The 15,201-nt window shown below is 62.2% G+C and carries 20 protein-coding genes; all 20 read left to right on the top strand.

Going from position 1 to position 15,201, the window contains the following annotated elements:
- Positions 1-12 precede the first annotated feature (12 nt).
- The 20 genes from ACGYK2_RS05150 to nuoK all read left to right on the top strand — a co-directional run bounded on the left by ACGYK2_RS05150 (position 13) and on the right by nuoK (position 15,199).
- Positions 13-867, top strand: a complete 855-nt coding sequence (locus tag ACGYK2_RS05150; RefSeq protein WP_271687651.1) for a hydroxymethylglutaryl-CoA lyase — start codon at positions 13-15, stop codon at positions 865-867.
- A 1-nt stretch (position 868) separates the two neighbouring features.
- A complete protein-coding gene (locus ACGYK2_RS05145) occupies positions 869-1,651 on the top strand; it encodes a crotonase/enoyl-CoA hydratase family protein (RefSeq protein WP_271687649.1) in 783 nt (260 codons plus the stop codon).
- A gap of 162 nt (positions 1,652-1,813) precedes the next feature.
- A complete protein-coding gene (locus tag ACGYK2_RS05140) occupies positions 1,814-2,179 on the top strand; it encodes an NADH-quinone oxidoreductase subunit A (protein WP_067263411.1) in 366 nt (121 codons plus the stop codon).
- Entirely contained in the window at positions 2,170-2,784 is a 615-nt protein-coding gene (locus ACGYK2_RS05135; RefSeq protein ID WP_231886322.1) for an NADH-quinone oxidoreductase subunit B family protein, read from the top strand. The genes ACGYK2_RS05140 and ACGYK2_RS05135 overlap by 10 nt, the downstream gene beginning before the upstream one ends.
- A 101-nt stretch (positions 2,785-2,885) precedes the next feature.
- Positions 2,886-3,515 carry an NADH-quinone oxidoreductase subunit C gene (locus tag ACGYK2_RS05130; RefSeq protein ID WP_271687646.1) on the top strand — a complete coding sequence of 210 codons (630 nt, stop codon included), beginning with the start codon at positions 2,886-2,888 and terminating at the stop codon, positions 3,513-3,515.
- A complete protein-coding gene (locus ACGYK2_RS05125) occupies positions 3,515-3,688 on the top strand; it encodes a hypothetical protein (RefSeq protein WP_271687645.1) in 174 nt (57 codons plus the stop codon). The genes ACGYK2_RS05130 and ACGYK2_RS05125 overlap by 1 nt, the downstream gene beginning before the upstream one ends.
- On the top strand, positions 3,688-4,932 hold the full coding sequence (locus tag ACGYK2_RS05120) for an NADH-quinone oxidoreductase subunit D (RefSeq protein WP_271687644.1): 1,245 nt from the start codon (positions 3,688-3,690) through the stop codon (positions 4,930-4,932). Before ACGYK2_RS05125 ends, ACGYK2_RS05120 begins: the two co-directional genes overlap by 1 nt.
- 79 nt (positions 4,933-5,011) lie before the next feature.
- Complete coding sequence (locus ACGYK2_RS05115) at positions 5,012-6,163, top strand: NADH-quinone oxidoreductase subunit E (protein ID WP_271687642.1); 1,152 nt, start codon at positions 5,012-5,014, stop codon at positions 6,161-6,163.
- Between the two features lie 92 nt (positions 6,164-6,255).
- Positions 6,256-7,128: a hypothetical protein gene (locus ACGYK2_RS05110; RefSeq protein ID WP_271687641.1), complete on the top strand. Its 873-nt coding sequence runs from the start codon at positions 6,256-6,258 to the stop codon at positions 7,126-7,128.
- 18 nt (positions 7,129-7,146) lie between these two features.
- Complete coding sequence (locus ACGYK2_RS05105) at positions 7,147-7,380, top strand: DUF5337 domain-containing protein (protein WP_067263425.1); 234 nt, start codon at positions 7,147-7,149, stop codon at positions 7,378-7,380.
- A 5-nt stretch (positions 7,381-7,385) separates the two neighbouring features.
- On the top strand, positions 7,386-8,681 hold the full coding sequence (gene nuoF, locus ACGYK2_RS05100) for an NADH-quinone oxidoreductase subunit NuoF (protein WP_209218008.1): 1,296 nt from the start codon (positions 7,386-7,388) through the stop codon (positions 8,679-8,681).
- Positions 8,682-8,819: 138 nt separating this feature from the next.
- Positions 8,820-9,146, top strand: coding sequence for a hypothetical protein (locus ACGYK2_RS05095; RefSeq protein ID WP_271687638.1), 327 nt, complete (start codon positions 8,820-8,822; stop codon positions 9,144-9,146).
- Between the two features lie 120 nt (positions 9,147-9,266).
- Positions 9,267-9,677, top strand: a complete 411-nt coding sequence (locus ACGYK2_RS05090) for a DUF5333 domain-containing protein (RefSeq protein WP_067263433.1) — start codon at positions 9,267-9,269, stop codon at positions 9,675-9,677.
- 4 nt (positions 9,678-9,681) lie between these two features.
- Positions 9,682-11,697 (top strand): NADH-quinone oxidoreductase subunit NuoG, encoded by a 2,016-nt coding sequence (gene nuoG / locus ACGYK2_RS05085; RefSeq protein WP_394374258.1) that lies wholly within the window; start codon positions 9,682-9,684, stop codon positions 11,695-11,697.
- Between the two features lie 5 nt (positions 11,698-11,702).
- Positions 11,703-12,077, top strand: a complete 375-nt coding sequence (locus ACGYK2_RS05080; protein ID WP_067263450.1) for a hypothetical protein — start codon at positions 11,703-11,705, stop codon at positions 12,075-12,077.
- 6 nt (positions 12,078-12,083) lie between these two features.
- Positions 12,084-13,124, top strand: a complete 1,041-nt coding sequence (nuoH, locus tag ACGYK2_RS05075) for an NADH-quinone oxidoreductase subunit NuoH (protein WP_067263452.1) — start codon at positions 12,084-12,086, stop codon at positions 13,122-13,124.
- A gap of 1 nt (position 13,125) precedes the next feature.
- A complete protein-coding gene (gene nuoI / locus ACGYK2_RS05070) occupies positions 13,126-13,620 on the top strand; it encodes an NADH-quinone oxidoreductase subunit NuoI (RefSeq protein ID WP_067263454.1) in 495 nt (164 codons plus the stop codon).
- Complete coding sequence (locus tag ACGYK2_RS05065; protein ID WP_093926559.1) at positions 13,617-14,033, top strand: carboxymuconolactone decarboxylase family protein; 417 nt, start codon at positions 13,617-13,619, stop codon at positions 14,031-14,033. The genes nuoI and ACGYK2_RS05065 overlap by 4 nt, the downstream gene beginning before the upstream one ends.
- Entirely contained in the window at positions 14,030-14,632 is a 603-nt protein-coding gene (locus ACGYK2_RS05060; RefSeq protein ID WP_067268146.1) for an NADH-quinone oxidoreductase subunit J, read from the top strand. Before ACGYK2_RS05065 ends, ACGYK2_RS05060 begins: the two co-directional genes overlap by 4 nt.
- 261 nt (positions 14,633-14,893) lie before the next feature.
- Entirely contained in the window at positions 14,894-15,199 is a 306-nt protein-coding gene (nuoK, locus tag ACGYK2_RS05055) for an NADH-quinone oxidoreductase subunit NuoK (protein ID WP_007119508.1), read from the top strand.
- Positions 15,200-15,201 lie beyond the last annotated feature (2 nt).

Genomic DNA, 15,201 nt, shown 5'->3' with positions numbered 1-15,201 from the left:
GGAAAGCGGCCAATGAGCCTTGGACCATGTGAGATTTTCGAGGTCGGCCCACGGGACGGTCTGCAGAACGAGAAACGCGAGATCCCCGTGGCCGAGAAGGTCGCGCTGGTGGACAAGCTGAGCCAAGCGGGCTTTGCCCGCATCGAATGCGCCAGTTTCGTCAGCCCCAAATGGGTGCCACAGATGGCCGGTTCGGGCGAGGTACTGGGGCAGATCTTCCGTGCCGAGGGTGTGCGCTACGCCGCGCTGACACCGAACATGCGCGGTTACGAGGATGCGGTAGCGGCCCGCGCCGACGAGGTGGCGATCTTCGCCTCCGCTTCCGAAGGATTCAGCCAGAAGAACATCAACGCCAGCATCGACGAGGCTTTCGAGCGTTTCGCCCCCATCCTCGAAGAGGCGCGGCACGTGGACATCCCGGTGCGGGGCTATGTCTCCTGCGTGGTGGAATGCCCCTATGACGGCAAGGTCGATCCCGGCGACGTGGCCCGCGTGGCCGACAAGCTCTTTGCCATGGGCTGCTACGAAATTTCCTTGGGCGACACCATCGGCGCGGGCACGCCCGACAGTATCGCGCGGATGCTGCTGTCGGTGCGCGACGTGGTGCCCGCAGGGCGGCTTGCGGGGCATTACCACGACACCCATGGCCGGGCGATCGCCAATATCGACGCCTCATTGTCGATGGGCCTGCGGGTCTTCGATGCCGCCGTGGGCGGCTTGGGCGGCTGTCCCTATGCGCCGGGGGCGGCGGGCAATGTCGCCACCGAGGCGGTGAACAAACATCTGACGGCGCTTGGCTACGACACCGGCGTCGATCAGGCGGTGGTGCTGGAGGCCGCCGAAATGGCACGGGCAATGCGAGGCTGACATGTACGAGACTTTGACGATCGAAACCGACGCGCGCGGGGTGGCGACGCTCACCCTCAACCGGCCGGAGAAACACAACGCCATGTCGGCGCAGATGCTGGCCGATCTGACCGCGGCGGCGGGCAAGCTGGCCGGGGATGACGCGGTGCGCGTGGTGGTACTGACCGGTGCGGGCAAATCCTTCTGTGCAGGCGGCGATCTGGGCTGGATGCGCGACCAGCGCGACATGGACGCCGAGACCCGCTCGGCCGAGGCGGGCAAACTGGCGACAATGCTGGGCGCGCTTAACGCGCTGCCGAAGCCGGTGATCGGCAAGCTGCAGGGCAATGCCTTCGGCGGTGGCGTCGGCATGGCCTCGGTCTGTGACGTGGCCGTGGGGGTCGATACGCTGAAGATGGGCTTCACCGAGACCCGTCTGGGCATCATCCCGGCCACCATCGGACCTTATGTGCTGGCGCGGATGGGCGAGGGGCGCGCGCGGCGGGTCTTCATGTCTGCGCGTCTGTTCGATGCGGCGGAGGCGGTCGATCTGGGGCTGCTGGCCCGCGCCGTACCGGCCGAGGAGTTGGACGCGGCGGTGGAGGCCGAGGTCGTGCCTTACCTCTCCTGCGCGCCGGGGGCGGTGGCAGCGGCCAAGAAGCTGGCGCAAGACCTGGGTGGAATCGCCACGCCCGAGGCGGTGGAAATGTCCATTGATGCCCTCGCGGCGCGTTGGGAAACCGATGAGGCCGCCGAGGGAATCGGTGCCTTCTTTGACAAGCGCAAAGCCGCTTGGGTGGTCTAGCTCAAGGCTTTGGCGAAATGGCTCTATTGCGGACCCGTGGGCGGCATTAACCGGGCTTGGCCCGTTGACCCTACCCACGGGCAGAGTTAAACCCGTTCCAAGTTTGTCTGCGCGGGCTTTTGGCCTTTGCCTCATGCCGCGCACCGCGAAAGGAGCATCCCCTTGGACGACATGCTGCGGGAATACCTGCCCATCCTCGTTTTTCTGGCCGTGGCGATTGGCCTTGGCCTTGTGCTGATCCTCGCCGCTGTGGTCGTGGCCGTGCGCAATCCTGACCCGGAGAAGGTCTCGGCCTATGAATGCGGGTTCAACGCATTCGACGATGCGCGGATGAAGTTTGACGTGCGTTTCTATCTAGTCTCGATCCTCTTCATCATCTTCGACCTCGAAATCGCCTTCCTCTTTCCATGGGCCGTGGCCTTTAAAGAGGTGAGCATGGTGGGCTTCTGGTCGATGATGGTGTTCTTGGGCGTGCTGACGGCGGGCTTCGCCTATGAATGGAAGAAGGGAGCGCTGGAATGGCAGTAAAAGATGACGCACTCGTCACCCCGGTGATGGGCGATGGCCACCAAAGCCCACGGGTTAAATCCGGTGCCTCCGCCCCTGCGGCCTACGGTCAATATGGCGCGGGGCCGGACCCTGAGTTCGCCACCCAAAGCCTGAATGCCGAGTTGCAGGACAAGGGCTTCCTGCTGACTTCGACCGAAGACATCATCAACTGGGCGCGCACGGGCAGCTTGCACTGGATGACCTTCGGTCTGGCCTGCTGCGCGGTTGAGATGATGCACAGCTCCATGCCGCGCTATGACCTTGAGCGTTTTGGCACCGCGCCACGCGCCTCTCCGCGGCAGTCGGACCTGATGATCGTCGCGGGCACGCTGACCAACAAGATGGCCCCGGCGCTGCGCAAGGTCTATGACCAGATGCCAGAGCCGCGCTATGTGATCTCGATGGGGTCCTGCGCCAATGGCGGCGGTTACTATCACTACAGCTATTCGGTCGTGCGCGGCTGTGACCGCATCGTGCCGGTCGATGTCTATGTGCCCGGCTGCCCGCCGACGGCGGAAGCACTGCTTTATGGTATCCTCCAGTTGCAGCGCAAAATTCGCCGCACCGGGACGATCGTGCGCTAAGGCAACCGCCTGCGCCGCAAGCGGGGCAGGCAGAAGGACAAAGCGCCAAAGGCGCGGGACAGTGAGATGGCGTTGATCGGCGCGTGGAAGGAAGATTTGCGATGAGCGAACAACTGCAGGAACTTGGGGCCTATATCGAAGCCAAACGCCCCGATTGCGTGCTCGGATGGGATGTCACCAAGGGTGAGTTGAACATGGATGTGGCGCTGGCCAATGTCGCCGGGCTTGTCGAGTTCCTCAAAGGTGACCCGACCTGCCGCTTCTCGACTTTGGTGGACATTACGGCGGTGGATTATCCGGGCCGGGCCAAGCGTTTCGACGTGGTTTACCACTTCCTGTCGATGTACCAGAACCAGCGCATTCGCCTGCGCGCCGCCGCGCGGGAGAAGGACATGGTGCCCTCCATCACCGGCGTGCACCCCAGTGCCGATTGGTTCGAGCGTGAAGTCTTTGACATGTTCGGCATCCTCTTTTCCGGGCACCCGGACCTGCGCCGTATTCTGACGGACTATGGTTTCCGCGGGCACCCGCTGCGCAAGGATTTTCCGACCACGGGCTATACCGAGGTGCGCTATGACGAAGGCGCCAAGCGCGTGGTCTATGAGCCCGTGAGCCTCGTTCAGGAATACCGCCAGTTCGACTTCATGTCGCCGTGGGAAGGGGCCGATTACATCCTGCCCGGCGATGACAAGTCGGCACCCGACGGTCATGCGAGCAAGGACGCGAAGTAATGGGCGGGTTCGGCTGGCTGATCCTTTCGGCGCTGACCGCCATTCCGATGGTCAAACTGCTGCCGTTCTTCGGCATCAACAAATACTGGGCGGTGGCCTGTCTGATCCCGCTGGGCACGATTGCCTTGCTGTGGTGGATGGGCATGAAGCTGCAAGAACTGGAGAAACGGTAATGGACGGCGACATTCGCACAAAAGCCTTTGACGACGGGTCGACCGACTTTGAGTCCGGCGAGCAGAAGATTCGCAACTTCAACATCAACTTCGGCCCGCAACACCCTGCCGCACACGGGGTTTTGCGTCTGGTGCTTGAGCTTGACGGTGAGGTGGTAGAGCGTTGCGACCCCCATATCGGCCTGCTGCACCGTGGCACCGAAAAGCTGATGGAAAGCCGCACTTACCTGCAAAACCTGCCGTATTTCGACCGGCTGGATTACGTGGCCCCGATGAACCAAGAGCACGCTTGGTGTCTGGCCATCGAAAAGCTGACCGACACGGTGGTGCCGCGCCGTGCCTCGCTGATCCGGGTGCTGTTCTCGGAAATCGGGCGCATTCTGAACCACCTTCTCAACATCACCACGCAGGCGCTGGACGTGGGCGCGCTGACGCCGCCGCTCTGGGGCTTTGAAGAGCGTGAGAGCCTGATGATTTTTTACGAGCGGGCCTGCGGCGCGCGTCTGCACGCGGCGTACTTCCGCCCCGGCGGCGTCCACCAAGACCTGCCGCCCGCGCTGCTGGACGATATCGAGGCCTGGTGCGAACAGTTCCTCAAGAAGTTCATGGTCGACATCGATGAGCTGCTGACCGAGAACCGCATCTTCAAGCAGCGCAACGTCGACATCGGCATCGTGACCGAAGAGGACATTCTCAACTACGGCTTCAGCGGTGTGATGGTGCGCGGGTCTGGCTTTGCTTGGGACCTGCGCCGCGCGCAGCCCTATGAATGCTACGACGAATTCGACTTCCAGATCCCCGTGGGCAAGAACGGCGACTGCTTTGACCGCTACCTCTGCCGGATGGAAGAGATGCGCCAGTCGACCTACATCATCCAGCAAGCGATCGAGAAGCTGCGCGCCCCCGAAGGGCGGGGCGATGTGCTGGCCCGGGGCAAGATCACCCCGCCGTCGCGCACCGCGATGAAGACCGACATGGAAAGCCTGATCCACCACTTCAAGCTTTACACCGAAGGGTTCCACGTCCCCAAGGGCGAGGTTTACTGCGCCGTCGAAGCGCCCAAGGGCGAGTTTGGCGTCTACCTTGTGGCCGATGGCTCCAACAAACCCTATCGCTCCAAAATCCGCGCGCCGGGCTTCTTGCACTTGCAAGCGATGGACCATGTGGCCAGCGGTCACCAGCTTGCCGATGTGGCCGCGATCATCGGCACCATGGACGTCGTCTTTGGAGAGATTGACCGGTGATGCCGCTGGCGTCACCCCGTTTTGAAGAAATTTACGCCGGGGGCATCATTTGCCTCCGCCTGACCATAGGTTCGAACTAATGCTCCGCCGTCTACACCCTGACCAGCCCGACAGTTTTGCCTTCACGCCCGCCAACCAAGAATGGGCCGAAGCGCAGATCACCAAATACCCCGAAGGCCGTCAGGCCAGCGCGATCATCCCGCTTTTGTGGCGCGCGCAGGAGCAAGAGGGCTGGTTGACCCGCCCGGCGATCGAACATGTCTCGGAGATGCTGGGCATGGCCTATATCCGGGGCCTCGAAGTAGCGACCTTCTACTTCATGTTCCAACTGCAACCCGTTGGTTCCGTGGCACATATCCAAGTTTGCGGGACCACCTCCTGCATGATTTGCGGGGCCGAGGATCTGGTCGCCGTCTGCAAAGAGCGTATCGCCGCCAAGCCGCATGAGTTGTCGGCGGACGGACGTTTTTCTTGGGAAGAGGTCGAATGCCTCGGCGCCTGTTCCAACGCCCCCATGGCGCAGATCGGCAAGGACTATTACGAAGACCTGACCACCGCGCGGCTGAACGAAATCCTTGATGAGTTGAGCGAGGGGCACGTGCCCGTGCCCGGCCCTCAGAACGGGCGCTATGCCTCCGAGCCTCTGGGCGGGTTGACCAGCCTCACGGATCACGAAAGCGGGCGCACGCAGTATAACGCCAGCGCGCAAGCGGCGGTCGATATCGGCGATACGGTTAAGCGCATCGACGGCACCGAGGTGCCGCTGCTGACCCCATGGCAGCGCAAGCCCGACGCGCCGCAGCCTGAAACCGTGGAAGAGGTCGAAGCCGAAGAGCCGCGTCCCGCCGAGGGCGAAAGCGCCGACAAGACCGGTATCACCGAGCAGGAGGCCGAGGCCGCCTCGAAAAGCAAGCCGCGTTCCAAGCGCGACCCCGCGGGTGAAACCGTCGATGCCGCCGAGGCCGAGACTGACACCCCCGCGACGCCCGGCCAAAAGCCGGCACAGTTGGACGGCCCGCGTGAGGGCGAGGCGGATGATCTGAAAAAGATCAAAGGCGTCGGTCCGAAGCTGGAGCAGATGCTTAACGGCATGGGTTTCTACCACTTTGATCAGATCGCCCAATGGGGCCCTGAGGAGGTCGCTTGGGTCGACCAGAACCTCGAAGGGTTCAAAGGCCGCGTCAGCCGCGACAATTGGGTAGAGCAGGCCGCGCGCCTCGCAGAAGAATAAGACGGAGATTAACAACGGGCCAAGGACGGCACCCACACCACCCCGCAGAGCCATAAGCCGCATCGCCCGCATCAAGGGAGAGAAGGACAGTCATGACGGATATTTCGGAACGAGAAGCCTGCACCAAGCGCTGCTGGTGGCTGGGTGCCGGTGTCGGTTTGCTGGTGGCATTCCTGTTGCTGGCTTTCGGCATCTGGGGTCTGTTGATGTCTATTTTGGCCGGTGTGCTGGTGGCGGTGATTGTGGGCTATCTGGCGATGACCCTGCTGTGCAAAGACGTGCCAGCCGCCGCACCGCAAGATAACACGCGCAGCGCGGCAGCAGCATCGGTTGCGGCGGCGCCGACAGCATCGGACAGCGTCTCGCCAGCGGTGGGCACGGTCCCTGCCGGTGACGCAGGCATCGGGGCCGCGCGAAAGGCCAGCGCGCCGGTTGAGCCTGTGGCAGAGACATCGCCGAATGCGCCGGTGGCCGATACGGCTGCCGTTGAGGCCGCGCCGGATGATGTTGCCGAGGTCGATGTGGCGGGCGAGGAAGAACCCGCCGAAACCTCCGAGGAAACAACGCCGACGCCGCCCGTGGCCGACACAGCCGCCGTAGAAGCCGCCCCGGAACAGGTTGTCGAAGCCGAAGAGGCGCCCGCCGTGGTGACTACCCCGGAAGAGACCGTCGAAACCGCGCCCAAGGGGGCGACAGGCAGCGCATCGACCGATGGCAAACCCGCGCTGCTGGATGCACCCCGTGCGGGTGGGGCGGATGACCTCAAGCGCATTGGCGGCATCGGGCCGAAGCTGGAACAGACGCTGAATGAATTGGGCATCTTCCATTTCGATCAGGTCGCGGCACTTGAGGGAGAAGAGATCGACTGGGTCGATTCCCGTCTGCGTTTCAAGGGCCGTATCCGGCGCGACGATTGGATCGGTCAGGCCAAGGCACTTGCCAGTGACGGCAAGGCCGAGGGCTGATCGGGGTAAGAGAGAGACATGAGCGAAGCCGAAGACAGAGCGCTTGCCCGCAAGGGCCGCACCGCAGGGCTGGTCATTGCCGTGACCATGTGCTTGTGGCTGGCCATGCAATGGGCCGGCCCGGCGCTTGGCCTGCCGGGGCGTTATGCGCTGCTCTTCGACTTTGCTGCACTGGCCGCGCTTTTCTGGGCGATGGTCGTGATATATCAAATGTGGCAGGCCCGCCGGGCCAGCCGTGAGAACCAAAGGTAGGCATCATGCTTCAGGACAAAGACCGCATTTTTACCAACATCTACGGCATGCATGACCGCACCCTGAAAGGCGCGCAGGCGCGCGGCCATTGGGATGGCACCGCCGGGATCATTCAAAAGGGCCGCGATTGGATCGTCGACCAGATGAAAGCCTCTGGCCTGCGGGGCCGGGGCGGGGCGGGCTTCCCCACGGGTCTCAAGTGGTCCTTCATGCCGAAGGAAAGCGATGGCCGCCCGGCCTATCTTGTGGTCAACGCCGACGAATCCGAGCCGGGCACCTGCAAGGACCGCGAGATCATGCGCCATGATCCGCATACGCTGATCGAAGGCTGCCTGATCGCCTCTTTCGCGATGAACGCGCATACCTGCTATATCTACCTCCGCGGCGAATACATCCGTGAGCGCGAAGCCCTGCAGGCCGCGATTGATGAAGCCTATGAGGCCGGTCTGGTGGGCAAGAACGCCAGCAAATCGGGCTGGGATTTCGACATTTACTTGCACCACGGGGCAGGGGCCTATATCTGTGGCGAAGAAACCGCGCTGCTGGAAAGCCTCGAAGGCAAGAAAGGCATGCCCCGGATGAAACCGCCGTTCCCGGCGGGCGCGGGCCTCTACGGTTGCCCGACCACGGTGAACAACGTCGAATCCATCGCCGTGGTGCCGACCATTCTGCGCCGTGGCCCTGAGTGGTTCGCGGGCTTTGGCCGCGCCAATAACGCGGGCACCAAGCTCTTTGCGATCTCGGGTCACGTCAACAACCCCTGTGTCGTTGAAGAGGCGATGTCGATCTCCTTTGAAGAGCTGATCGAGACCCATTGCGGCGGCATCCGCGGCGGCTGGGACAACCTCAAGGCGGTGATCCCCGGCGGGTCGTCGGTGCCGCTGATCCCCGGCAAGGATATGCGCGACGCGATTATGGATTTCGACTACCTGCGTGAGCAGCGTTCGGGCCTCGGCACCGCGGCGGTGATCGTGATGGACAACTCGACGGACGTGATCAAAGCGATCTGGCGGCTGTCGAAGTTCTACAAACACGAAAGCTGCGGCCAGTGCACGCCCTGCCGCGAAGGCACCGGTTGGATGATGCGCGTGATGGACCGTCTGGTCTCGGGCGATGCCGAGCCGGAAGAGATCGACATGCTGCTCGACGTGACCAAACAGGTCGAGGGCCACACGATCTGCGCGCTTGGCGATGCGGCGGCTTGGCCGATCCAAGGTCTGATCCGCCACTTCCGTGATGAGATCGAAGATCGGATCAAACACAAGCGCACGGGCCGCGTCAGCGCGGTCGCGGCGGAGTGAAACCCTGCGCGGCGGCGGGCCTCACCGGCTTGACGCTTGGCGCAGGAGCGGCGATAGCGGGCGCGCGTCAGGCGCGTCCGTCCACAACAGGCGCGGGGCGATCGGCAAGGCCGGGCCATGGCGCAGCGGAGTAGGTCTATGAAATATGCTTTGACGGTTCTGACGCTCAGCGCCCTGCTGGCGGGCTGCGCCAATGATGGCGAGCGGATTGCCTTTGACGGGCAGTATTTCAACACCAAACTGCGCAAGGTTGACGGCCAGCGGGATGTCTTTCAGGTGACGGTCAAGGACGCCGGCAAATCCATCGACGGCGCCCGTGCGGCGGCGCGCTATGAGGCGGTGAAATACTGTGTCGGCAACTACGGCAACTCGAAAATCGACTGGACCTTTGGCCCCGATGCCCCGGCAAGCGCGCTGCGGTTCGATGGCGGGGCGCTGACCTTTCGGGGGCGCTGCCCCCAGTGATCGCATCGGCGACATATCGCAGGCCTGCGGGTCTCGGGGGCGGTGATATTGAATATCACGGCCTGCGATCTCCATCTGTCAGACGGGCCGTTCCGGCCCGCTGCATGAAGGAGAATTGATATGCGCACCCTGATGATCGCCGTGATGGGCCTAAGCCTGACCGCCGCCACCGTGACACCGGTCGCCGCCAAACCGCCATTGCGCGAGGTGGCCGCCATCGACGATGCGCTCTTGGACATGGGCGTCGCCGACATCATCCGCAAAAACTGCCCCGACATCAGCGCGCGGATGCTGCGCGCGGTCAAGATGGCTTGGGACTTGAAAGGCAAGGCAACCGATCTGGGCTACTCCGACGCCGAGATCGACGCCTATATTGATAGTGACGCTGAAAAAGCGCGCATGAGAGCGCGGGGCGCCGCGTTTTTCAAGGCGAAGGGGGTCGATACTTCGGACCCGCAAAGCTATTGTGCGCTCGGACGCGAAGAGATTCAAAAATCGAGCCGGATCGGTTCGTTACTGAAGGCAAAGTGAGCTTATGAGCGATATCCGCAAGATCATCATCGACGGTAAGGAAGTCGAAGTCGAAGGGGCGATGACGCTCATTCAGGCCTGTGAGCAAGTGGGCATCGAAGTGCCGCGCTTCTGTTACCACGAGCGTCTGTCGATCGCGGGCAACTGCCGCATGTGTCTTGTGGAAGTCGTCGGCGGGCCGCCCAAGCCCGCCGCCTCCTGCGCCATGCAGGTGCGCGACCTGCGCCCCGGTCCCGAGGGCCAGCCGCCGGTCGTGAAAACCAATTCTCCCATGGTCAAGAAGGCCCGCGAAGGCGTGATGGAATTCCTGCTCATCAACCACCCGCTCGATTGCCCGATCTGCGACCAAGGCGGTGAGTGCGACCTGCAGGACCAGGCGATGGCCTACGGCGTCGACTTCTCGCGCTACCGCGAGCCCAAGCGCGCGACCGAAGATCTCGATCTTGGCCCGCTGGTCGAAACTCACATGACCCGCTGCATCTCCTGCACCCGCTGCGTGCGCTTCACCACCGAAGTCGCGGGCCAACACGTCATGGGCCAGACCGGCCGCGGCGAGGATGCGGAGATCACCACCTATCTCGGCGCGCTGATCGACAGCAACCTGTCGGGCAATATCATCGACCTTTGCCCGGTGGGCGCGCTGGTGTCCAAACCCTATGCTTTCACCGCGCGTCCGTGGGAACTGAGCAAGACCGAGAGCATCGACGTGATGGATGCGCTCGGCTCCAACATCCGCGTCGACACCAAGGGCCGCGAAGTCATGCGCTTCCTGCCGCGCAACCATGACGGCGTGAACGAGGAGTGGATTTCCGACAAGACCCGTTTTGTCTGGGACGGCTTGCGCCGCCAGCGTCTCGACACGCCGTATATCCGCGAAAACGGCAAGCTGCGCAAAGCCAGCTGGCCCGAGGTACTCAATGCCGCCGCCGCCGCGATGAAGGGCAAGAAGCTTGCCGGTCTCATTGGCGATCTGGCCCCGGTGGAAGCGGCCTTTGCCCTGAAACAGCTGATCGAAGGGCAGGGCGGTGTTGTCGAATGCCGCACCGATGGCGCGAAACTGCCCGCGGGCAACCGTTTCGGCTATGTTGGCAACGCGCGGATCGAGGATCTGGACAACGCCAAGATGATCCAGCTCATTGGCACGAACCCCGCCGTCGAGGCGCCGGTGCTGAACGCGCGTATCCGCAAGGCATGGAGCAATGGCGCCGAGATCGGCCTGATCGGCGAAGCGGCTGACCTGACCTATCCGCATCACCATCTTGGCAACGACCGCGCCACGCTCGACAAGCTGATGGGCAGCGACTTCGACGAAGTGCTGGAGCAGCCTTCGGTGATCGTCGTCGGCCAAGGCGCGCTGCGCGAAGCCGATGGTTCGGCGGTTCTGGCGAAAGCGATGGAGCTGGCCGAGAAGACCAAGAGCAAGCTGATGGTTCTGCACACCGCCGCATCGCGCGTCGGCGCGATGGACATCGGTGCCGTGGCCGAGAACGGCATGGACGACGTGAACGCGGCTGAGGTGATCTACAACCTCGGCGCCGATGAGATCGAGATCGGCGAAGGCCCCTTCGTGATCTACCAAGGCAGCCACGGCGACCGCGGCGCGCACCGTGCCGACATCATTCTGCCGGGTGCTGCCTATACCGAAGAGCCGGGGCTTTTCGTCAACACCGAGGGCCGTCCGCAACTGGCGCTGCGCGCAGGCTTTGCACCGGGGCAGGCGAAAGAGAACTGGGCGATTCTCCGGGCGCTTTCGGCTGAGATGGGCGCGCAACTGGGCTATGATTCCATCGCTGAGCTGCGCCGCAAACTGACCGAGGCCGTGCCGCATCTGGCGAATGTCGATGAGGTGCCGGAAAACGAATGGAATGCGCTGCCTGCGGGCAAGCTGGGCGATGCGTCTTTCGCGCCTGCGGTGCGTGACTTCTATCTCTCCAACCCGATCGCGCGGGCCAGCCAGTTGATGGCGGAACTGTCGGCGCTGGCCACCGCGCGCCGGGCCGAGCCGATGGCGGCGGAGTGAGAACAATGGCGCTGGCCCCCTTGATGCTACTGGCCGCCTGCGAACCGCAGGTGCCGGTGGCCGAGGATTTTATCCCCGATTACAAGGGGGTCGAAACCCAGCTTTTGGACGGTGATTTGGTGCAATTCAACGTGGCGATGACCAAGGCGCTTTCGGCGCAGGACGTGTCGGACTACGCCGAATGCGCCGCCGCGCAATACACGCTGATCCGGGGCTACGGTTTTGCGCGTCATGTGCGGACAAATGTGAGCGAAGAGGGTGGCATATGGCGGGCAGATGCTGTTTACACAATCTCGCCGAGCCTGCCCAAAGGCTTGAAGACAATTGATGCCGAAGTGACCGCGTTTCAATGCGCGGAACGCGGCATTCCGACGGTGTGAGGACTTATGGCTGATTTCTTTTACACGACCGGGCTTGGCATTGCCCTGCTGACGGTTGGGCAGGTGTTGCTGCTGGTGGTGCCGTTGCTGCTGGCGCTGGCCTTCCTCATGTATGCCGACCGCAAGATCTGGGCCGCCGTGATGATGCGCCGCGGCCCCAACGTTGTGGGCGTCTTCGGCCTGCTACAGAGTTTTGCCGACTTCCTCAAATATATCGTTAAGGAAGTGGTGGTTCCGGCGGGCGCAGACAAGGGGGTCTTCTTCCTTGCGCCGATGATTTCCTTTGTCATGGCGATGATCGCCTGGGCGGTGATCCCGTTTAACGACGGTTGGATCCTGTCGGACATCAACGTGGCGATCCTCTATGTCTTTGCCGTCTCCTCGCTCGAGGTTTACGGCGTGATCATGGGCGGTTGGGCGTCGAACTCGAAATATCCCTTCTTGGGCTCTCTGCGCTCCGCCGCGCAGATGATCTCTTATGAAGTGTCGATTGGTCTGATCATCATCGGCGTGATCCTCTCGACCGGGTCGATGAACTTCTCGTCCATCGTGGCGGCGCAGGATGGCGACTGGGGTCTGCTGAACTGGTACTTCCTGCCGCATTTCCCGATGCTGATCCTGTTCTTCATCTCGGCGCTGGCGGAAACCAACCGCCCGCCCTTCGACCTGCCGGAAGCGGAATCGGAACTCGTCGCGGGCTATCAGGTGGAATATTCCTCGACGCCCTTCCTGCTCTTCATGATTGGCGAGCTGGTGGCGGTGGTGCTGATGTGCGCGCTGGTGTCGCTGATGTTCTTCGGTGGCTGGCTGTCGCCGGTGCCGTTCCTGCCCGATGGCTTCTTCTGGATGTTCATCAAGATGCTGATGGTCTTCTTCATGTTCGCCATGGTGAAGGCAATCACGCCGCGCTACCGCTATGACCAGCTGATGCGGCTGGGGTGGAAAGTATTCCTTCCCTTCTCGCTCTTCTGGGTGGTCTTCGTGGCATTCGCTGCAAAATTCGATTGGTTCTGGGGCATCTACGCCCGCTGGACCGTAGGGGGCTGATATGGCTGCGACTGACTACACCCGCGCCGCGAAATATTTCCTGCTGGCAGATTACGCCAAGGCGTTCATGCTGGGGATGCGCTATTTCTTTGCGCCAAAAACCACGCTGAACTACCCGCATGAGAAGGGGCCGCTGTCGCCCCGCTTCCGCGGGGAGCATGCCCTGCGCCGTTATCCCAATGGGGAGGAACGCTGCATTGCCTGTAAGCTTTGCGAAGCGATCTGCCCCGCGCAGGCGATCACCATCGACGCCGAAGCGCGCGAAGACGGCAGCCGCCGCACCACGCGCTATGACATCGACATGACCAAATGCATCTACTGCGGTTTCTGCCAAGAGGCTTGCCCGGTGGATGCCATTGTCGAAGGCCCGAACTTCGAGTTCTCGACTGAGACCCGCGAAGAACTTTACTACGACAAGGCCAAGCTTTTGGACAACGGCGAACGCTGGGAAGCCGAAATTGCCCGCAACCTCGAAATGGACGCGCCCTACAGATGAGCGACCCCAAGAACCCTTTTGATGCGATGATGAAGCAAGCGCAGGAAATGGCGAAAGCCTTTCCAGCGATGGATGCTTTTTCGCCAAAAGGGTTCGAGGCGATGATGGGCACCATGCCGAAGGAAATGATGGATTTCTGGTTCGGCGACACGGTCAACAAAGGCGGGCTGGACGCGCGGACACGGCTGCTTCTGACCCTTGCCGGGCTGACCATGCAGGGCGCGCAGAATGACATGGCCCTTCGCCAAACCGTGCGCCACGCGCGCGAGGCGGGGGCCACGAAACAACATATCGTCGAGACGATCAGCCAGATGTCGGTCTTTGCCGGGCTTCCCGCGATGACCCGGGCCCTGGAACTGGCGCAATCGGTCCTAGACGAAGAAAAAGATACCAAGAAGGAAGACGGCGCATGACGGTCTTTTCATTTTACCTTTTCGCGATCAGCGTCATCACCGGCGGGCTGTTCACGGTGATCAGCCGCAACCCGGTGCATTCGGTGCTTTGGCTGATCCTGTCCTTCCTCTCGGCGGCGGGGCTCTTTGTTCTGCTCGGCGCGGAGTTCGTGGCGATGCTGCTGGTCATCGTCTATGTGGGCGCAGTGGCGGTGCTCTTCCTCTTCGTCGTCATGATGCTTGACGTGGACTTTGCCGAACTCAAGGCCGAGATGGCGCGCTACATGCCGCTGGCGCTGCTGATCGGGCTGGTGATCTTGATGCAATTCGTCATGGCCTTCGGCGCATGGGAGCAGAGCGCGGCGGCGGAAAGCCTGCGGGCCAATGCGATTGATCCCGCGCGGTTCAACACCGAAGCCCTCGGCCTGCTGCTGTATGATCGTTACTTCCTGCTGTTCCAACTGGCGGGTCTGATCCTGCTGGTGGCGATGATCGGGGCGATCGTACTGACGCTGCGTCACCGCAAGGACGTGAAGCGCCAAGACGTGGTGGCCCAGATGATGCGCGACCCGGCCAAGGCGATGGAGCTGCGCGACGTGAAGTCAGGGCAGGGCCTGTAACAGACAGAATTTTTTGAAAATTCCGGGGCCGTTCTCTTTGAAAGAGAACGGCTGAACCAAGAGAGAGAAGGGACGTCGAAATGTCGAGAACAACAATCGTGGTACTGGTCGTGGTGTTGATCGTCGTGTTTTTCGGCGGCTACAGCTTTATCGGCTAAAGCTTCGGCAATCCCGGTGGCAGCCGGGGCAAAGTGATACTAAAAGCCCCATCGAACGGGGCGCGACCAAAGCCCATCAAGGGGCGGGAACGTAAGGGACGACATGATCGGACTTGAGCATTACCTGACAGTGGCGGCGACGCTGTTTGTCATCGGCATCTTCGGGCTATTCCTGAACCGCAAGAACGTGATCATTCTGCTGATGAGCATCGAATTGATGCTGCTCGCGGTGAACATCAACCTCGTCGCCTTTTCCAGCTTCCTTGGTGATCTGACGGGGCAGGTCTTCACGCTTTTCGTGCTCACCGTCGCTGCTGCCGAGGCTGCCATCGGCCTCGCCATTTTGGTCTGTTTCTTCCGCAACCGTGGCTCGATCGCGGTGGAAGATGTCAACGTGATGAAGGGCTGAGG

Source organism: Sulfitobacter sp. 1A10359 (assembly GCF_043558145.1).
In the GTDB taxonomy this organism is placed as follows: Bacteria; Pseudomonadota; Alphaproteobacteria; order Rhodobacterales; family Rhodobacteraceae; genus Sulfitobacter; species Sulfitobacter faviae.
The sequence above is the reverse complement of the archived record's forward strand: the minus strand, read 5'-3'. Positions and strand labels throughout refer to the sequence as shown.